Raw genomic sequence first — 18379 nt, forward strand, 5'->3', positions numbered from 1 at the left:
TTAGCGCTGCGCCTGCTGTTTCAATTCAAGTCCCATGACGACCATCCCGATGTCGGCAAGGTCCGTGCTGAAGGGGATTTCGCCCATGTGGCGAAATCCGAATGCGTCATAAAAGCCCTGTGCCTTGGCATTGGTTTTAAGTACGTCCAGCCACAGCAATGGTTCACCACGTTGCGCCACTTCATCGCGAACACACTGCAACAGTTGCTTGCCGTAACCCAACCCGGCGGCGGATTTAAGCAGGTAGATTTTCTGCAGCTCTGCGCCCACTTCACCGGTTAACGGCGCAGGCACTGCCCAATTCACTTTGGCAAACCCGACGGCTTTGCCTTGTTCATCGCAAGCAATAAACCACGTATGCCTGCCTGGCAGCTCGAGTGACTGGCGCAGCGCAGTGGGTGAAAAATCCTGCTCAAGAAAACCCTGCATACCGGCAGGCGACCATAACGTCGAAAAATGCTCGCGATAGGTCTGGCAGCCGACCTCGCGCAGCGTATCGATATCAGCTGTTGTCGCTTTATGAATGGTGATCATGCTCTTCCTTGGTCTTTGCGCGTAGAACCCCTTACCGCGTCCAGCCTAACCCATGCGCCTTACACAGCCATGCAAAATCCTCCAACTGCTCGACAGCCGCGCAAGTCCGGCTTTGATGGTCGAGGCAAACAAGCCAGCGCCGCACGCTGTCGCCAACTGCTCGATAACGCCAAAGTGTACGCCTCGATCCGCCCCTAGCTGTACGGGGCGACAAGGGCTGTAACCCACTACTGTCGCAGGTATATCACTACCGTTTGGATGCCGCGCCATGTTCATGTCCACCAGCCTGTTGTCCGCTTTTGTACTGTTTGCCTTCGTGTCCTCGATCACGCCCGGCCCGAACAACACCATGTTGCTCGCCTCGGGGGTGAACTTTGGCTTTCGCCGTTCGATGCCCCACGCGCTGGGGATCAGCATCGGCTTCATGCTGTTGGTGATTTCGGTAGGTCTGGGCCTGGGCGAAGTGTTCAAGGTGTTTCCGTGGGCTTACACGGTATTGCGTTATGTGGGCGCGACCTATTTGCTTTACCTGGCGTGGAAGGTCGCCACGGCTGGCGGCATGTCCGAGAACCCTGACGAGCGTGGCAAACCCATGACCTTTCTGGGCGCGGCCGCGTTTCAATGGGTCAACCCCAAGGCGTGGATCATGGCGCTGGGGGCGATCACCACCTACACGCCGGCCGAAGGCTACATGACCAATGTGTTGGTGATCGCACTGGTATTTGCCGTGGTCAACCTGCCCAGTGTGTGCGTGTGGGTGGGCTGTGGCAGTGGCTTGCGCAACGTGCTGCGCGACCCGCGTTGGTTGCGGGTATTCAACGGGTCGATGGCGGCGCTGTTGGTACTGTCGTTGTACCCGATGCTTTTTGCGTGAAGCAGTGCCTCACACCGGCGAGATGGTTGCCAGCAAGCCGATGCCGATGGTCAGCACCAGAAAACCGAACAGGAAAAGTGCCATCTTGGTCATAAGGCCTCCGAAGGGAAGGGAGTCGACAGGAGTGTCGGGATGGCGCCCATTGTCCGCTTCACTGGCGTTTCGATACAGACGCAGATAGTAAAGAAAAAACCGTATCAGATGGGCCCGCAGCGGCCAGGCCAAGGGCCTGGGAGGCGGGCGCTTTTGTAAAGATCAGGCTTGAAGGCCGTGTTGACCATCACCAGGCAAGCGTCCTTCATCGGGGTGGCGGCCAGTAGAGCGGCGCGCAGCAGCGGAATTATTCTTCGTGGGAATGCGGCACGACAGCCGGCGCATTTGCCCCTAAGATAGCGCCCACTGCATCAATAATAAGAGTGGGCCAAGCCTCGATGGAAAGACGCCAGTTCAGCGGTGGCATGAAAGGCAAGAACCTGCGCTACCTCAATGAAAACTTCCAACAGCCGTCGCCGGTCACCCGCGTCGGTTTTTTGCTGCTCGAACACTTTTCCCTGCCGGCATTCACCCAGACCCTCGACACGCTGATCACTGCCAACCTGCTACGCCCCGATCTGTTTGCCACGCGCACGTTCGGCTGTGACGAGGGCGAAGTCATCAGCGACCTGGGCCTGGTGATCCGCCCGGATGCCCGCCTGCAAGCGTCGGCATTGCCCGACCTGGATTTGCTGGTGATCTGCGGCGGTTTTCGCACCGAACTCAAAGCCGGCGAGGATTTCATCCAGCTGTTGCGCAGCGCCGCCGAACAGGGTGTGAGCCTCGCCGGCCTATGGAACGGCGCCTGGTTCCTTGGTCGCGCCGGGCTGTTGCAGGGTTACCGCTGCGCGATCCACCCGGAACATCGCCCGGCGCTGTCGGAAGTTTCCAAAGCTGCCCAGGTCACCAGTGAACCCTACGTGATCGACCGCGATCGCCTCACGGCCTCCAGTCCATCGGGCGCGTTCCACATGGCCCTGGACTGGATCAAAAGCCTGCATGGCAAAGCCCTGGTCGAAGGCATCGAGGACATCCTGGCGTTTGAAGAGTCGCGCTACCGGCGTATCAAACCCACAGAGAACATCAGCGTCAGCGCGCCACTGCGTGAAGTGGTGAAGCTGATGGACGCCAATCTCGAAGAACCCTTGGAACTGGACCAATTGGCGGTCTACGCCGGCCGTTCGCGGCGCCAGCTCGAACGCCTGTTCAAGGAGCAACTGGGCACCACGCCGCAACGCTATTACATGGAGCTGCGCGTCACCGAGGCGCGGCGCCTGTTGCAGCACACCGAGCTGTCACAGGTGGATGTGCTGGTGGCGTGCGGGTTTGTGTCGCCGAGCCATTTCAGTAAGTGCTATAGCGCGTATTTCGGCTATCGGCCGTCCAAAGAGAAGCGCTTGGTCAAGTAGCGTTGGGGGCGAGCACTGTCACTGTGATTGTCACTGTGATTGTGATTGTGGCGAGCAGGCTTGCCCTGCGTTGGGTGGCGAAGCCGCCCCTCATTCAGACGACTCGGTGAGTCAGGTGTAACGGTATGGGGCTGCTGCGCAGCCCAACGCAGGGCAAGCCTGCTCGCCACAAAGCCTAAAAACGCGCCAAGCGGTAAGGTGCCAGGTCCGGCAACTGCATGCTCTTACCCGTCGCGGCCAGTTGCGCGATCATCTCCGCCGTCACCGCCGCCTGCGTCAACCCCAAGTGCTGATGCCCAAACGCGAGCAGTACCTTGCCATCCGCCACCCGATCAATGATCGGCAGCGAGTCCGGGAACGACGGGCGAAAGCCCATCCAAGGGGTTGCGTCACGGGTGCTCAAATCCTGGCGAAACAAGCCCTGGCTCAAGCGGTGCAACTGCCAGGCGCGCTGCATATTGGCGGGGCGCGCCAAGCCTGCGAACTCGACCGTGCCGGCCAGGCGCAGGCCATCGCGCATGGGCGTCATGATGAATTTGCGTTCGAACGAGGTCACGGCAAAGGGCAGGCGCTGGTGCTCGTGGGGCAGCATCAGGTGATAGCCGCGCTCGGTGTCCAGCGGGACCGATGTGCCGGTGAGTGCAGCGGTGAGTTTGGCCGAATGGGCGCCGCAGGCGATCAGTACCTGGCGAGCGCTCAGGCTGCCTTGATCGGTCAGCAGTGATACGCCGTCTGAGTCCAGGCGCCCATCAAGCACGCGTTGCTGCACAAACTGCACACCGCACGCCTTGGCCGCGCTCACCAGCGCGCCCACCACGCTGTATGGGTCGATAAAATGCCCTGTAGCGGGGAAGAACAGGCCGCCCTGGATCGCCTCGCTCAGTTGCGGCGCGGCCTTGCATATGGCCTCGCGGGGCCAGAATTCCACCGGCACATGCTGCTGCCGCATGCGTTGGCGCAACGCGTCGATGGCTTCCCCGGACTCAGCACGCTCGAACACTAACAACGAACCGTCCGTATGTAACAACTGCGGCTGCTCAATGGACAGCAGCAGGCGCTGCCACGCGCCCAGGCTGGCCTCATTCAGCGCGCGAATGCCCGCCACCGTGCGCCGGTAGCTCGCCGGGCGCAGGTTGAGTAACAGCCGCGCAAACCAGGGCAGGGCGCGTGGCAGGTACTTCCAGTCCAGGCGCAGCGGGCCCATGGGGTCCATCAGCATGGCGGGCAGGCGCTTAAGGATCGACACGTCGGCAATCGGGAACACTTGCTCGGTGGCCAAATGCCCAGCGTTGCCATAGGAGGCGCCCATGCCCGGCGCCTGTGGGTCGATGACCACCACGCGCTGGCCTTGCCGGGCCAATTGCAGGGCGCAGGCGACGCCAATGATGCCGGCGCCGATCACAGCGATATCAGCACGGTTGCTGTCACTCATGGTTCAGGCCTCTCTGTGGCCGTCGAGCAAGCGCCGCAACAGCAGCGGGTTGGCGTGTTGCAGCGCAGCGGGCAGCAGGCTGTCCGGGAAGTCCTGGTAACACACCGGACGCAGAAAGCGCAGGATCGCTGCGGTGCCGACCGAGGTGCTGCGTGAGTCGCTGGTGGCCGGGAACGGGCCGCCGTGGACCATGGCGTCGCACACTTCCACACCGGTCGGCCAGCCGTTGACCAGCAGGCGCCCGGCCTTGCGTTCCAATACCGGCAGCAGGGCTTGGGCGCGTGCCAGGTCGGCGTCGTCCAGGTGCAGTGTGGCGGTCAATTGGCCTTCCAAATGCTCGGAAACCTGGCGCACTTGCTCGTCGTCGGCACACACCACCACCAGAGAGGCCGCGCCGAAGACTTCCGCCTGTAGATGCTCATTGCGCAAAAACGCGCTGGCCTGGGCCACAAACAGCTGTGCCTGGCCCTGATTCGGGCCTTGCGCCGCCATGCCTTGGGCGGCGATTTGGGCGTGTTCGGTCAAGCGGCCGACGCCCGCTTCATAGGCCTGGAAAATGCCTGGTGTCAGCATGGTCTGGGCGGCGCACGCCGGGAGTAACTCATTCACCGTGGCGACAAAGCGCTCCAGTGCCGGGCCTGCAACCGCAATCACCAAGCCAGGGTTGGTGCAAAACTGCCCGGCGCCTTGGATCAACGAGGCGACAAAACCCTGGGCCAATGCTTCAGCACGCGCGTTCAGCGCCGCAGCAAACAGGTACACCGGGTTGATCGAACTCATCTCCGCATACACCGGAATCGGCTCCGGCCGCGCTTGCGCCGCCTGGGTCAGGGCGATGCCGCCGCTGCGTGAGCCGGTAAACCCCACGGCTTTGATACGCGGGTCGCTGACCAATGCAATGCCGACTTCACGACCCGAGCCATACAGCAGCGAAAACACACCGTCGGGCAAACCACAGTCTTTAACCGCCTTGGCCAGTGCACGGCCGACCAGTTCACTGGTGCCGGGATGCGCGCCATGGGCCTTGACGATCACCGGGCAACCGGCGGCGAGCGCAGAGGCAGTGTCGCCGCCTGCCACCGAGAAGGCCAAGGGGAAATTGCTCGCGCCAAACACTGCCACCGGCCCCAGCGCAATATGCCGCTGGCGCAGGTCCGCACGCGGCAACGGCTCACGCGCCGGTTGCGCGGTGTCGACGCGTACATCCAGCCATTCACCGGCGCGCACCGTGCGGGCGAATGTGCGCAATTGCCCGCAGGTGCGGCCGCGTTCGCCCTGGATCCGCGCGCGCGGCAGGCCGGTTTCGGCTAAGGCGCGTTCGATCAGTTCATCGCCAAGGGCTTCAATGTTGTCGGCAATCGCTTCTAGAAACGCTGCGCGCACTGCCAGCGAGGTGTCGCGATAGGTGTCAAACGCGGCCCAGGCCAAGGCACAGGCTTGGTCGACATGCTCGCCATCGCCGCCAAGGTAGGCAGGCGCCAAAGGCAGGTCGGTGGCGGGATTAATCGCCTGGATTGCTTCTCGATGGCCGAGGATTGCGTGCTGACCGATCAGCATCTTGCCCGTCAGAGTCATGGGGAGTCCTTGAAAAGTGAGGGTTGGCCGCTGTGAGAACCACAGCGGCGCGCGAGGGTGTCAGGCGACGTTCTGCTCAGCCGACCAGTTGGCGTACCACTGGCGGAACAACGCGTACTGGTGCTCGGCATAACGCTGTTGGGCGGTGCTGAGTACGTCGGTTTCGTTGAAGTGCAGGGCGTAGCCCTGGTCGCCGTTGAGCACCATCAAGTGCTTGTAATACAGCACCAGGTCGCAACCCTCGTCGAAGGACGACAGCACGGCCAGCGCGGCTTCCAGCTCACGGGCCAGGCGCCGGGCCTTGGCGTCGCCTGTGGCGGCTTTTTTGCTCAGGGCCACCAGTTGCAGCACTTCGCGCGGCAGCGCGTTACCAATACCGGTGATGGCGCCGGTGGCGTTGCAATTGACGAAACCGTGCACCACTTGGGTGTCGACGCCAACCATCAGGGTCACGGCATCGTCCTGGGAGGTGATGTTTTCTGCCGCGTAGCGCAGGTCGGCGCCGCCGCCAAATTCCTTGAAGCCGATCAGGTTAGGGTGTTCACGGCGCAGTTCAAAGAACAGGTCTGCGCGGGTGGCGAAGCCGTAATACGGGCTGTTGTAGATCACTGCCGGCAGGTTCGGCGCGGCCTTGAGGATCGCCGAGAAGTGCGCCTTTTGCGCGGTGGCCGAAGCGCCACGGGACAGCACGCGCGGGATTACCATCAAGCCATGGGCGCCGACCTTGGCCGCGTGGGCGGCGTGGGCCACCGCTTCACGACTGTTGACCGCGCCGGTGCCGACGATGGTCGGCACGCCAGCGGCGACCAACCGGGCCACACCTTCCTGGCGTTCGGCTTCGGTCAGCAGCGGCCAGTCACCCATGGAGCCGCAATACACCACGGCGCTCATGCCGATATCGACCAGTTCACGGCCCTTGGCGACCAGGGCATCGAAGTCCGGTGTGCGTTCAGGCGTGCACGGGGTCATCAGTGCAGGGATGCAACCGGTAAAGATGTTGTCGCTCATTGTTCTAACTCCAGCGTTCAGTTAAATAAGGCCCGGGCTCAGATGCCCCAGGCAAAAGGGTCCTGCTCGTCGATCAGCAACGTGCTGTCGGCGGTCATGTAGGCGCGGCCGGTGATGAAGGGGCGAATGCGCTCGCCATCCCATTCATAACGGCCTTCGAATTGGCTGCCGGTGATGCTGGCCTGCACCCAGGTGGCGCCGGGCGCGAGTTTGTCGTCAGCCGCCAGGCACGCCAGTTTGGCGCTGGTGCCGGTGCCGCACGGTGAGCGGTCGTAGGCTTTGCCGGGGCACATCACGAAGTTGCGGCTGTCGGCGTGGGCGTCGTCGGCGAACAGTTCGATATGGTCGATCAACGCACCGTCTGCACCGTGAATGCCTTGGGTTTCCAGGGCCTTGAGCATCGCCCAGGTGTAGTCGGTGAGGGTGTCGACGTTGTCCATCGCCAGCCTGTGGCCGTGCTGCGACACCAGGAAAAACCAGTTGCCGCCCCAGGCGATATCGCCATGCACCACGCCATAGCCCGGCACGTCCACCGCTGCCTGCCGGCGATGACGGTAGGCGGGCACGTTGCGCAAGGTCACGGCGCCGTCGTCGTGCAAGGTGGCGGCTACCGGACCCACCGGCGTGTCGATGGTGTGCACGCCAGGCCCAATGCGGCCCAGGTGGTGCAAGGAGGCAACCAGGCCGATGGTGCCGTGGCCGCACATGCCCAGATAGCCGGCATTGTTGAAGAAGATCACCCCGCAGGTGGCGCCGGGCGTGACCGGCGCGCAGTACAGCGCACCGACCAGCACGTCATTGCCACGCGGCTCCAGCAGGCAGGCGCGGCGCCATTGATCGTGTTCGCTGCGCAAGGTGTGCAACTGCTCGGCAATGGTTGCGCCGGCGAGCGCAGGGAAGCCGTCCATTATCAGGCGCGTCGGTTCGCCGCCGGTGTGGGAGTCGATAACATGCAGGCGCTTCATAACAGGCTCCATCAGTGAGTGGCCGGGGACAGTGGCGCGCTGTAATGCGCATCGCTGACGGCTTCGCTTTCGTCGTCTTCGTGTTCCAGGCGCACCAGGTGCGCGGGCACACCAGTGGCGGCGCCCCAGTAGTAGATGCCCAGGGCGCAGAGGGCGACGACCAGGGTGTCAAACGGATGGCTGATCACGCCGATGCCGCCGAAACTGCCGAGCTTGGACAGCAGGATGGTCACCGCGTAGAAGCCGATCAGCCAGGCCGACGAGCGCACTTGCTGTTTGAGATTCAGGTGCGCGGTCGGCACCCAGCGTGCACACAGCAGGTACACCACAAACATCAGGATTTGCAGGCCCAGCAGCCACGAAACGGTGCTCCAGCCCGACCAGTACACAATCAGCGCGGCGATGATGAACGACAGCGGGCCGAGCACCGCCATGCCCTTGACCCGGAACGGCCGTACCATGTCCGGTGCATTGCGGCGCAGCGCGGCGACGGTCACTGGGGCCACCGCGTAGCTTAAGATCAGCGCCGCCGACACCACATTGATCAGCGCTTCCCAGGACGGAAACGGCAGGGTCCAGAACACCGACAAACCAAAGGTCAACCACAGCGCCGGGCGCGGGATGCCGGATTTCTCATCAATGCGCGTAAAGATCTTGAAAAACGTGCCGGTCTGCGCCCAGCCGTACACCACACGCGGCGTGGCGTTCATGTAGATATTGCCGCAGCCGCTGGGTGAGATCACGGCGTCGGCTACCACCAGATAGGCCAGCCAGCCCACGCCCAGCGCCAGGGCGATATCGCGATACGGCAGCGCCAGTTGCTTGCTGATACCCGCCCAGCCATCCGCGAGCATCTCGGTCGGCACGCCACCGAGGAACGCGGTTTGCAGCAGTACATAGATGGCGGTCGACAGCAGCACCGAGAGGATCAAGGCAATCGGGATCGTGCGTTGCGGGTTCTTCACTTCACTGGCCACCGAGATGATCGGCGTGAGGCCCAGGTAGGCAAAAATCACTCCGCCGGCCGACACCGCCATCTCGATGCCCGACAGGCCGAACGGGGCAAAACCCTGGGTCTGGAAATTCGCCGGTTTGAAGAAGGTGAACAGCACACCAATCACCAGCAGCGGCACGATGAACTTGAATACGCTCACCAGGTTATTGGCGATGGCGAAGGTCTTGACGCTGCGGTAGTTGAGCACAAAGAACAGGCACAGCAGGGCCAATTGCACCAGCCAGCCCAGGGTGGTCGGGTCGCTGGAACCGACCTTGGTCAGTTCGGGAAACCAGGCCGCGGCGTATTGGCGCGAGGCGACCACTTCGATGGCCACCAGGCTTGAAAACGCGATCAGCGTGATAAAACCCATCAGGTAGCCCAGCAGCGGGCCATGAGAGTACACCGGGTAACGCACCACGCCACCGGCGCGGGGCAGGGCGGCGCCGAGTTCGCAGTACACGATCCCGAGCAGCAGCACGGCGAAGCCGCCGATCAACCAGGAAATAATCCCCGCCGGGCCGGCGATGGCGGACACGTGGCTGGCTGCAAATAACCAGCCCGAACCGAAGATGGCGCCTAACCCGATAAAGGTCAGGTCCATCAGTGAAAGTTGTTTCTTGAACTTGCCTTGAGCAGACATGGCGGCGCCTTCTTGTGAGTTATTGGATAGGCATGCAGTGGCGATATCCTGAACCGATCAAGGGGCGCTGCGATTGATGTTTTGCGTTGATGTGGATGACGAATTCGGCACAGTTTGAATCTGTAGGTCCAGGCTTTTTATGTGGGAGCTGGCTTGCCTGCGATGCGGTTGACTCGGTACATCAGGCACACTGAGTGGATGCCATCGCAGGCAAGCCAGCTCCCACAAGGTTGTGTGGATACTCAGGCTGGCATAGTGCAATCTGCCTAAAAAAACCGGAGTCCAGGCCATGTTGCCCAGTGCATTTGCGAGCGTTCTACAGGCCAATCGCCCCCACAGCATCGAGCAACTATTGGCCGGGGTCGGGCAGTTGTTGCCCTTGCTCGACGTAATCCCCAATGCCGCGATTTTCATCAAGGATATCGACGCCCGTTACGTGCTCGCCAACCACACCCTGGTGCAACGCTGCGGCCTTAAACAGCTGCATCCACTGCTGGGCAAGACCAGCGCCGAAGTGTTCCCCGCGCAATTGGGGCCGGGCTACACCGAGCAGGACCGGCGCGTGCTGGAGCAGGGGTTTGTGCTCGAAGACCAGCTTGAGCTTCACCTCTATGGCAGCCGCGAACCGGGCTGGTGCCTGACCCACAAATGGCCGCTGTACAACGACAAGGGCACGATCATCGGCCTGGCGGGTATTTCGGTGGACCTGCAATCGGCCAGCGAAACGCACCCGGCCTACCAGCGCCTGGCTGCCGTGGATGAACACATTCGCCAGCATTTCAACCGACGCGTCACCCTTGGCGAGCTGACCCGCATTGCCGGGATTTCCGTGGCGCAGCTGGAGCGCTACTGCAAACGCGTATTCCACCTCACGCCCCGGCAGATGATTCAGAAGGTGCGCCTGGAGCATGCGCGTCGGCTGTTGCACTCCGAACTGCCGATCACCGAGGTGGCGCTGCAATGCGGCTACACCGACCACAGCGCGTTTACCCGCCAGTTCAAGGCATTGACCGGGTTTACGCCCAGGCAGTATCGGCAATTGGAGTAAATGCAACGAATCATGGCATCCGCTGCTCCTATGCTTACGAATAACCTTTTCACGGCAAGAGGAAACAGGCTTATGACGGCGGCGGACAACGATCATGTGAACTGGCTGGTGCAACAATCCATGCTCAATGCGGCGCGTCAGCGGGCCAGGCTCTATAGCGGGCAAGGGCGCTTGTGGCAGCAGCCGTACGCGCAGACCCGGCCGCGTGATGCCTCAGCGTTGTCGTCCGTGTGGTTCACCGCGTACCCGGCCTCGATCGTGACCCGTGAAAACGGCACGGTGCTCGAAGCCCTGGGCGACGAAAGCCTGTGGCAGGCCTTGTCGAAGATCGGCATCCAGGGCATTCACAACGGCCCGCTGAAAAAGTCCGGCGGGCTCGACGGTACGCGGCATACGCCGACCATCGATGGCAATTTCGACCGCATCAGCTTCGAAATTGACCCACAGCTGGGCACCGAAGCGCAGTTGCAGGCGCTGACGCGCATGGCCGCCGCGCACAACGCGGTGATCATCGACGATGTGATCCCATCCCACACCGGCAAGGGCGCAGACTTCCGCCTGGCCGAGATGGCGTATGAGGATTATCCGGGGCTTTACCACATGGTCGAGATCCGCGAGGAAGACTGGCCCTTGCTGCCCGATGTGGCCGAAGGGCGGGATGCGCAGAACCTCAGCCCCGCGCAGGTGGATGCGCTGCGTGACAAGCATTACATCGTCGGCCAGTTGCAGCGGGTGATCTTCTTCGAACCCGGCGTCAAGGAAACCGACTGGAGCGCGACCCCGGTGGTCGTTGGCGTGGACGCCAAACCGCGTCGCTGGGTGTACCTGCATTACTTCAAGGAAGGCCAGCCGTCGCTGAACTGGCTGGACCCTTCGTTTGCCGCGCAGCAGATGATCATCGGCGACGCCCTGCATGCCATTGATGTGATGGGCGCCAAGATCCTGCGCCTGGACGCCAACGGCTTCCTCGGCGTGGAACGCAAGCTGGACGGCACTGCCTGGTCGGAAAGCCATCCTCTGTCGATCACCGGCAACCAACTGCTCGGCGGGGCGATTCGCAAGGCGGGCGGCTTCAGCTTTCAGGAGTTGAACCTCACCGTCGACGATATCGCCGCCATGTCCCACGGCGGTGCCGACCTGTCCTACGACTTCATCACGCGTCCGGCGTATCAGCATGCCTTGCTGATGGGCGACACCGAATTTTTGCGCCTGATGCTGCGCGAGATGCACAGCCAGGGCATCGACCCCGGTTCCTTGATTCATGCGCTGCAAAACCACGATGAACTGACCCTGGAGCTGGTGCACTTCTGGACCCTGCACGCCCACGACAGTTACCTCTACCAAGGCCAGACCTTCCCCGGCAACAGCCTGCGCGAGCATATCCGCGAGCAGATGTACGAACGCCTGGCCGGCGAGCATGCGCCGTATAACCTCAAGTTCGTCACCAATGGTGTGTCGTGCACCACCGCCAGCATTATCACGGCGGCCCTGGGCATCCGTGACCTGGAGGCGATCACGCCGGCCGATATCGAGCAGATCCGCCGGATCCATGTGCTGCTGGTGATGTACAACGCCATGCAGCCTGGGGTGTTTGCCCTGTCTGGCTGGGACCTGGTCGGTGCGTTGCCGTTGGCGGCCGATGCGGTTGCCCACTTGATGGGCGATGGCGACACCCGCTGGATTCATCGCGGTGCCTATGACCTGGTGGATTTGAACCCGAATGCTGAGCTTTCCGCCGGCCAGATGCCGCGCGCGCAAACCTTGTACGGCAGCCTCAACAGCCAGTTGCAGGACCCGGAGTCGTTCGCGTCCCAGTTGCAGAAAATTCTCGCCGTGCGCAACGCCTACGGAATCGCCGCCAGCCGCCAGATTCTGGTGCCGGATGTGGAGCATCCGGGGTTGCTGATCATGGTTCACGAGTTGCCGGCCGGGAAGGGCACGCAAATCACCGCGCTTAACTTCGGCAGTACGCCGCTGACCGAAACCCTGCACCTGACCGACATTGCGCCGGGGCCGGTGGTGGACATTATCAATGAGCGGGTCGAGGGCGATCTGACTGCTGAAGGTGAGTTCACCATCACGCTGGACGCGTATGAGGGGCTGGCGCTGCGGGTGGTCAGCCTGTCGCCGATGCTTTAGGGGCGCGAGGCGCTGATTGCCTGGTCGATCAGCGCTGATTATGAATGTGCCGGGAGCACTGGAAATATGCAATTTGCGCATTATTAAATAAATGAATATGCGCTTGATGAATTTTGTCTTTCGGGCTAGCGTAGTGCCTATGGCCACTTTCGAGCACCGGCCACTGACCTGCCGAGGAATTTCCCATGCCTTTAGTTCGAATCGACCTGGCCGCCGACACCTCCACTGAAACCGCCGCTGCGATTGGTGACGTGATCTACGCCGCCATGACCAGCGTGGCCAATGTGCCTGAGCACGACAAATTCCAGATCATCAATCGTCACGCCAAGGATGAGTTGGTGTATCCGGCAGCGGGTTATCTGGGGATTACCTACACGCCGAACATTGTGTTTATCCAGGTGACCTGGAGCGCCGGGCGTAGCATCGCGGTGAAAAAGGCTTTTTATAAATTTATCGCTGAGGGCATCCAGGCCAAGACCGGGCTGCGCAAAGAGGATGTGTGGATCAACCTGGTGGATGTGAAACGCGAGGATTGGTCGTTTGGCAACGGAGAGATGCAGTACGTGCCTGACGAGTGAGGCCGGCCCGCAAGCAGACGGCGACTCAGTGATGAGTCGCCGTTGTTTTTATTGGGCGTTCAATGCTTGTAGAAACTGGGTGTGTTTCAGCGTTTGCGAGAACATCGGCAAGGTGAAGTTCTCGGCGGCGTGTTGTTGCTCATCACTGAAGGTGGCGGTGCAGTCGGTCAACGTCACCACGTCGTAGCCTTTCTCATAACCCGAGCGAACCGTGCCTTCAACGCAGCAATTGGTCAAAAAGCCCGCGACGACCAGGTTCTGGATGCCGTTGTTGCGCAGCACCAGGTCCAGGCCGGTGGTGGCAAACGCATCCAGGCCGCGTTTGCCCTCGATCAGGATGTCAGCCGGCTCACGGCTCAGTGCCTCGCTGATTTCGGCGCCCCAGCTGCCGGCCCGAAAGGCGCTGCCGTCTGCCACACCCTTGAGAATGCCGTAGGAGCGGTGCGTCAGTTCGGGGTAGCCGTCGGCAAATTGAATCGGCATATGGATGATCTTCACACCGAGTTTTCGGGCTTGTTCAACGGTGGCTGCAGTGTTTGCCAGCATGTCGGTGCTGTGCATGACGCCTTTGACCGCGTCGTGAAACACCCCACCCGCAGTGGTGAAGTCATTTTGGAATTCAATCAGGACCAATGCGGTTTTCGTCGGGTTCATAGTGATGCTCCGTCAGGTGGTTTTTCACTACAGCAGTTATAGGCGCCAATTCCAAGGGCTGCACTCATCGTGTGGGAGCGGGCTTGCTCGCGAATGCGGTGAAGCGAATCCAGGCGTTCGAGGGTGGCGGCAACGGTGGTCATGAAAGCATCGGTCACGGTGCATTTGCGCCAGTGTAGGCGCGCGCCAAGTCGCTGAAACTCCGGTTCTTGCGACGCAATTTGTCCTGGCTGACCGAACATTGATCTCGATCAGGTGCCCCGCCTGGCAGGCCTTTTAACCTTGTGCTTCCATCAAAGGCCAGGGACGGCTCAATGCGAGCCTGTGGCCGTGCACCTCAAGGAAGAGTCTGCCATGCGATCATTGAAGATCATCTTGTTGTCCTCTGCATTCAACGGCCTGACCCAGCGGGCCTGGCTGGATTTGCGCCAGTCGGGGTTTGACCCCAGCGTGGTGCTGTTCACCGATGAAGCCTCGGTGTGCCGGCAAATCGAGGCGTCGGACGCCGACCTGGTGATCTGCCCGTTCCTCAAGGACCGCGTACCGCAGCAGCTGTGGAGCAACCTCGACCGCCCGGTGGTGATCATTCATCCGGGGATTGTCGGTGACCGTGGCGCCAGCGCGCTGGACTGGGCCATCACCCAGCAGGCTCGTCGTTGGGGCGTCACCGCGCTGCAGGCGGTGGAGGAGATGGACGCGGGGCCGGTCTGGTCGACCTGCGAATTCGACATGCCCGCCGAGGTGCGCAAGTCCGAGTTGTACAACGGCCTGGTGAGTGATGCTGCGATCAGCTGTATTCGCGACGTGGTGGAAAAATTCACCCGTGGTGTGCTCCCTACGCCGCTGGATTACACGCAGCCCAACGTTATCGGGCGCTTGCAGCCGAACATGAAGCAGGTAGACCGGGCTTTCAGCTGGCACGACTGCGCGCGCTTCATCAAACGCAGCATCGACGCCGCCGACGGCCAGCCGGGTGTGTTGGCCAGTATCCACGGCGAGCAGTATTACTTGTACGACGCGCACCTGGATGCACGCCGGGGCCTGCCGGGTGAAATGCTCGCGGTACAGGATGATGCGGTATTGGTCGCGACCGGCGATCAGAGCGTGTGGGTCGGCTCACTTAAACGCAAGGCCCAGCCAGGCGAGGAGACCTTCAAGTTGCCGGCCCGTCACGTGTTGGCCGGGCGCCTGGCGGGGGTGCCCGTGCTGGACAGCTCAATCGCCCACCAAGCCTTCAATGAACAGGCTTATCAACCGATTCGCTACCGAGAGTGCGGCGATGTCGGCGAGTTGACCTTCGAGTTCTACAACGGCGCCATGAGCACCGAACAATGCCAACGGTTGGTCGCTGCACTGCGTTGGGCCAAGGCGCGCAGCACCCAGGTGCTGCTGATCAAAGGTGGGCGCGGCAGCTTTTCCAATGGCGTACACCTCAACGTCATCCAGGCCGCCCCCGTGCCGGGGCTGGAGGCCTGGGCAAATATCCAGGCGATCGACGATGTGTGCCAGCAACTGCTGAGCGCCCGGCAACTGGTGGTCAGTGGCCTGACCGGCAGTGCCGGCGCCGGCGGTGTAATGCTGGCCCTGGCGGCCGATATCGTCTTCGCCCGCGCCGGTGTGGTGCTTAACCCGCATTACAAGAGCATGGGGCTGTATGGCTCCGAATACTGGACTTACAGCCTGCCGCGTGCGGTAGGCAGCGAAATTGCCCATAAGCTCACGCAAGAGTGCCTGCCGATCAGCGCCATTCAGGCACAGCAGTGGGGCATGGTGCAGGACATTGGCCCACGTTGCCCGAGTGCGTTCAGTGAATGGTTGCTGCAAGCGGCCCAAGGTGCGCCGAGCGATGAGAAATACGCCGCGCAACGCACGCGCAAAGCCAATATCGACCTTGAGCCAATGGAACGCTGCCGCCAAAACGAGTTGGCCCAGATGGAGCTGGACATGGTGCGCAACCGCCAGCAATTTGCCGAGAAGTGTCGCAACTTCGTGTTCAAGCGCAAAACCTGCCAGACGCCGCAACGGTTGGTTGCGCCGTGGGCGTTGGCGCGTAAGGGCGAACTGGTCGCCTGAGCGGTACTGCGGTTTTAGTCCCAGTCCTATTTGTTTCTGTTTTGGCGCTGATAAGCTTTTTTCCTGAAACAATCTCGGGAAATTTTTGTCATGATCCAAAATGCCGCCGTGCCCAACGAGTTCAGCGCGCTACGTGTCGTCACGTTGGCATCCGATGCTGCCTGTGCGCATCGGCTCGCCTTCGCCTTGAGCAGCATGGGGGTAACTCCGATTGCCAATATTGGCACCTTGAGCGCCGTTGAGGCTTGGTTGCGCGAGTCCCCGATCGACGTCATTGTCTGTGAAATTCGCCCAGAGTGCGGTGATGGGCTGATGTTGCCGAGCCTGCTCAGGGGGCTTCACGAAGCGGGCACGCTGGCTCGGCTGCCCTGCATCTTCTGGACCGGAGAGACGGCCTTGGACGCGCCCGCTGGCGAGGTCGACTTGTCCCGCAAAAAGCCTGCAAGCCCGCTCTGGATCAAGTACATGGGCGGGGTCGCGGTTAGCGCACTGGAGTCCCATGCGCGGTTGGCGCGAACGGCGGGCATCTCTGTGCAAATCCTGCGCGAAGGCGCAACCCTGGCGCTGGGCGACGCGTTGCGCGCGGTCGTGCTGACGCGTACGCAGCCGGACGCAAGGCTGAACATGAACACGTTCGATGATTTGGCCGAAGATGAGGTGATCAACGCGCTGACCACAGGCGAGGGCTTGCGCTTTGTGTTCCAACCGCAATTTGAACTGCTGAGCCGGCGTATCGTGGGAGCCGAAGCGCTGGTGCGTTGGAAGCATCCACGGTTTGGGGAAATCCCTCCTTCGGTATTGATGCCCTTGGTCAACCGCCTGGGTCTGGACCTGCTGCTGTTCAGCCTGGTGGAAATGTGGACGATCAAGGCCATGCTCGCGCTCAAGCGCGAACATATCGGCATTCCCATTGCTGTAAATGCGTCGGCCAAAACCATTTGCACTCCCGACTTCTCCGAGCGCCTGGCCGCGCGTATGCGCCAGGCCGGCCTGCCGAACCGGCTGTTGAAAATCGAGCTTACAGAAGATGTACCCGAACCGGATGAGCTCTACCTGTCCGCCTCGTTGACGGCAATTCGGGCCAAGGGGTTCCAGGTTTCGATGGACGACTTCGGCACAGGCGCTGCTACGTTGAACCTGTTGGCGAACCTGTCGTTTGATGAGATGAAAATCGACGGCTCGTTCGTACGTGGGGTGGAACAGCACTCGTCTTCACGCAAAGTCATTGCCGGTATCGTCAATTGGGCGCGCCTGCTCAGTTTGAATTTGGTGGCTGAGGGCATCGAAGACGAGTCGACGATTGCGTTGCTCTATCGTTTGGGTTGCCGAGTGGGGCAGGGTTACGCGCTGGCTCGCCCCATGGAAATGGAAGATTTCTTGAACTTTGTTATTCAGCGGGAAAATAGTGCAGGTGCTGAGCGCTTTTAGGAGTGATCTGATATCCGAATGAGTGTCAGTGCATTAACTTTCGCATCCTCTCACTGTTTAAGAACTATCGGTCGCTGAGTTAGTTTGGCAGTTGTTATGTGTTATGTGTGTGATGTGCGATTGTTCAATATCACGGATGCCGTTGATTTTATAGGTTCGTCTGCGATGACGAGAACTTACTAAAGATGAGAATGTGACTGGCCTCATCCTTTTGCTCGTTATAAAGAGTGCCTTCCACGTTATGAAACGCTTAAAAATCGCTTTGCTCGATGATCATGCAATCGTGCGGCACGGGTTAATCAATCGATTGCAGCAGGAACCTGATTTTGAAGTAGTGGGTGTCTACGCCCGCAGCCGTGAAGCGATGGCGGGGCTTGCGTTGCTGCCGGCGGATGTGCTGTTGCTGGATTTCGTACTCGGGCCCAGCGAACTGGACGGCATCTTGTTGATTCGAGCGTTGCGGGTGAAGTACCCACAGTGCCGCATTCTAATGTTCTCCACGCACCACGATGCCGCCACCGTGATCCTGGCCCTGCGTGTCGGCGCGCGCGGGTTTCTTGGCAAGGGTGAAGATATCAACCAGTTGATCAGTGCCGTTCGGTTGGTGGCATCCGGGGAGGTCTACCTGAGCCCGGACATGGCCTACCGGGTAGCCGAAGCGACGGCGGTGAACCATATCGGTGACGAGCAGAACCGCGATGAAGCCTTGCGTTTTGTCAGCCTTTCCGCGCGTGAACAGGACGTGATTCGGTGTTACTTGACGGGTATGACCATTACCGATATCGCCGAAAAATTCAATCGCAGCATCAAGACCATCAGCTCACAAAAAGCCTCGGCGTTTCGCAAGTTGGGCGTGGTATCGAACAATGAGTTGTTCAGAATCAAACACATTATTGAGGGTATTTGATCCTGGTTCCCGACACCTGGGAACGAGCGGGGTGTGATTTACCGATCCTTGCTTATACTCAAAGACGGGCTGAACGTTGTAGCGG

The 18379-nt window shown here is 61.0% G+C and carries 16 protein-coding genes; 8 read left to right on the forward strand and 8 right to left on the reverse strand.

Annotated elements, in window-relative coordinates:
- Positions 1-534 carry a GNAT family N-acetyltransferase gene (locus AOA59_RS21985; protein WP_099489051.1) on the reverse strand — a complete coding sequence of 178 codons (534 nt, stop codon included), beginning with the start codon at positions 532-534 and terminating at the stop codon, positions 1-3.
- 268 nt (positions 535-802) lie between these two features.
- On the opposite strand from AOA59_RS21985, the gene AOA59_RS21990 reads away from it, so the two are divergent.
- Positions 803-1408 (forward strand): LysE family translocator, encoded by a 606-nt coding sequence (locus AOA59_RS21990; RefSeq protein WP_099489052.1) that lies wholly within the window; start codon positions 803-805, stop codon positions 1406-1408.
- Between the two features lie 9 nt (positions 1409-1417).
- On the opposite strand, the gene AOA59_RS32095 is transcribed toward AOA59_RS21990, so the two are convergent.
- Positions 1418-1633 (reverse strand): hypothetical protein, encoded by a 216-nt coding sequence (locus tag AOA59_RS32095; protein WP_139114119.1) that lies wholly within the window; start codon positions 1631-1633, stop codon positions 1418-1420.
- 233 nt (positions 1634-1866) lie between these two features.
- Between AOA59_RS32095 and AOA59_RS21995 the strand changes: the two genes are divergently transcribed.
- Positions 1867-2850, forward strand: a complete 984-nt coding sequence (locus AOA59_RS21995; RefSeq protein ID WP_099489053.1) for a GlxA family transcriptional regulator — start codon at positions 1867-1869, stop codon at positions 2848-2850.
- Positions 2851-3025: 175 nt separating this feature from the next.
- Here the strand turns inward: AOA59_RS21995 and AOA59_RS22000 are convergent, their stop codons facing one another.
- Genes AOA59_RS22000 through AOA59_RS22020 form a run of 5 tightly spaced genes read right to left on the reverse strand, consistent with a single transcriptional unit; the run spans position 3026 to position 9467 of the window.
- Positions 3026-4282: an FAD-binding oxidoreductase gene (locus tag AOA59_RS22000; RefSeq protein WP_099489054.1), complete on the reverse strand. Its 1257-nt coding sequence runs from the start codon at positions 4280-4282 to the stop codon at positions 3026-3028.
- Positions 4283-4285: 3 nt separating this feature from the next.
- Entirely contained in the window at positions 4286-5857 is a 1572-nt protein-coding gene (locus AOA59_RS22005) for an aldehyde dehydrogenase (NADP(+)) (protein ID WP_099489055.1), read from the reverse strand.
- Between the two features lie 60 nt (positions 5858-5917).
- A complete protein-coding gene (locus AOA59_RS22010) occupies positions 5918-6865 on the reverse strand; it encodes a dihydrodipicolinate synthase family protein (protein ID WP_069787382.1) in 948 nt (315 codons plus the stop codon).
- Between the two features lie 38 nt (positions 6866-6903).
- Positions 6904-7830, reverse strand: coding sequence for a 4-hydroxyproline epimerase (locus AOA59_RS22015; protein ID WP_099489056.1), 927 nt, complete (start codon positions 7828-7830; stop codon positions 6904-6906).
- A gap of 11 nt (positions 7831-7841) precedes the next feature.
- The gene (locus AOA59_RS22020; RefSeq protein ID WP_099489057.1) at positions 7842-9467 is read right to left on the reverse strand and encodes an APC family permease; all 1626 of its coding nucleotides are present in this window, start codon (positions 9465-9467) and stop codon (positions 7842-7844) included.
- Between the two features lie 289 nt (positions 9468-9756).
- On the opposite strand from AOA59_RS22020, the gene AOA59_RS22025 reads away from it, so the two are divergent.
- The 3 genes from AOA59_RS22025 (at position 9757) to AOA59_RS22035 (ending at position 13232) form a co-directional block, all read left to right on the forward strand.
- A complete protein-coding gene (locus tag AOA59_RS22025; protein WP_099489058.1) occupies positions 9757-10515 on the forward strand; it encodes an AraC family transcriptional regulator in 759 nt (252 codons plus the stop codon).
- Positions 10516-10587: 72 nt separating this feature from the next.
- On the forward strand, positions 10588-12654 hold the full coding sequence (gene treS, locus AOA59_RS22030) for a maltose alpha-D-glucosyltransferase (protein WP_099489059.1): 2067 nt from the start codon (positions 10588-10590) through the stop codon (positions 12652-12654).
- 185 nt (positions 12655-12839) lie between these two features.
- Positions 12840-13232, forward strand: a complete 393-nt coding sequence (locus tag AOA59_RS22035) for a tautomerase family protein (RefSeq protein WP_099489060.1) — start codon at positions 12840-12842, stop codon at positions 13230-13232.
- A gap of 48 nt (positions 13233-13280) precedes the next feature.
- On the opposite strand, the gene AOA59_RS22040 is transcribed toward AOA59_RS22035, so the two are convergent.
- Positions 13281-13886 carry a cysteine hydrolase family protein gene (locus AOA59_RS22040; RefSeq protein ID WP_099489061.1) on the reverse strand — a complete coding sequence of 202 codons (606 nt, stop codon included), beginning with the start codon at positions 13884-13886 and terminating at the stop codon, positions 13281-13283.
- A 354-nt stretch (positions 13887-14240) separates the two neighbouring features.
- Between AOA59_RS22040 and AOA59_RS22045 the strand changes: the two genes are divergently transcribed.
- The 3 genes from AOA59_RS22045 to AOA59_RS22055 all read left to right on the forward strand — a co-directional run bounded on the left by AOA59_RS22045 (position 14241) and on the right by AOA59_RS22055 (position 18294).
- Positions 14241-15959, forward strand: a complete 1719-nt coding sequence (locus AOA59_RS22045; protein ID WP_099489062.1) for a hydrogenase maturation protein — start codon at positions 14241-14243, stop codon at positions 15957-15959.
- 90 nt (positions 15960-16049) lie between these two features.
- Positions 16050-17387 carry an EAL domain-containing protein gene (locus AOA59_RS22050; RefSeq protein ID WP_058420387.1) on the forward strand — a complete coding sequence of 446 codons (1338 nt, stop codon included), beginning with the start codon at positions 16050-16052 and terminating at the stop codon, positions 17385-17387.
- A gap of 241 nt (positions 17388-17628) precedes the next feature.
- Positions 17629-18294, forward strand: a complete 666-nt coding sequence (locus tag AOA59_RS22055; RefSeq protein ID WP_099489063.1) for a response regulator transcription factor — start codon at positions 17629-17631, stop codon at positions 18292-18294.
- Positions 18295-18379: the final 85 nt, after the last annotated feature.

This window comes from Pseudomonas sp. 2822-15 (assembly GCF_002742515.1).
GTDB classification, from domain to species: Bacteria; Pseudomonadota; Gammaproteobacteria; order Pseudomonadales; family Pseudomonadaceae; genus Aquipseudomonas; species Aquipseudomonas salomonii.

Coding starts and splice junctions, on each gene's coding strand:
- AOA59_RS21985 (WP_099489051.1), bottom strand. CDS start 534: ATGATCACCATTCATAAAGCGACAACAGCTGATATCGATACGCTGCGC.
- AOA59_RS21990 (WP_099489052.1), top strand. CDS start 803: ATGTTCATGTCCACCAGCCTGTTGTCCGCTTTTGTACTGTTTGCCTTC.
- AOA59_RS21995 (WP_099489053.1), top strand. CDS start 1,867: ATGAAAGGCAAGAACCTGCGCTACCTCAATGAAAACTTCCAACAGCCG.
- AOA59_RS22000 (WP_099489054.1), bottom strand. CDS start 4,282: ATGAGTGACAGCAACCGTGCTGATATCGCTGTGATCGGCGCCGGCATC.
- AOA59_RS22005 (WP_099489055.1), bottom strand. CDS start 5,857: ATGACTCTGACGGGCAAGATGCTGATCGGTCAGCACGCAATCCTCGGC.
- AOA59_RS22010 (WP_069787382.1), bottom strand. CDS start 6,865: ATGAGCGACAACATCTTTACCGGTTGCATCCCTGCACTGATGACCCCG.
- AOA59_RS22015 (WP_099489056.1), bottom strand. CDS start 7,830: ATGAAGCGCCTGCATGTTATCGACTCCCACACCGGCGGCGAACCGACG.
- AOA59_RS22020 (WP_099489057.1), bottom strand. CDS start 9,467: ATGTCTGCTCAAGGCAAGTTCAAGAAACAACTTTCACTGATGGACCTG.
- AOA59_RS22025 (WP_099489058.1), top strand. CDS start 9,757: ATGTTGCCCAGTGCATTTGCGAGCGTTCTACAGGCCAATCGCCCCCAC.
- treS (WP_099489059.1), top strand. CDS start 10,588: ATGACGGCGGCGGACAACGATCATGTGAACTGGCTGGTGCAACAATCC.
- AOA59_RS22035 (WP_099489060.1), top strand. CDS start 12,840: ATGCCTTTAGTTCGAATCGACCTGGCCGCCGACACCTCCACTGAAACC.
- AOA59_RS22040 (WP_099489061.1), bottom strand. CDS start 13,886: ATGAACCCGACGAAAACCGCATTGGTCCTGATTGAATTCCAAAATGAC.
- AOA59_RS22045 (WP_099489062.1), top strand. CDS start 14,241: ATGCGATCATTGAAGATCATCTTGTTGTCCTCTGCATTCAACGGCCTG.
- AOA59_RS22050 (WP_058420387.1), top strand. CDS start 16,050: ATGATCCAAAATGCCGCCGTGCCCAACGAGTTCAGCGCGCTACGTGTC.
- AOA59_RS22055 (WP_099489063.1), top strand. CDS start 17,629: ATGAAACGCTTAAAAATCGCTTTGCTCGATGATCATGCAATCGTGCGG.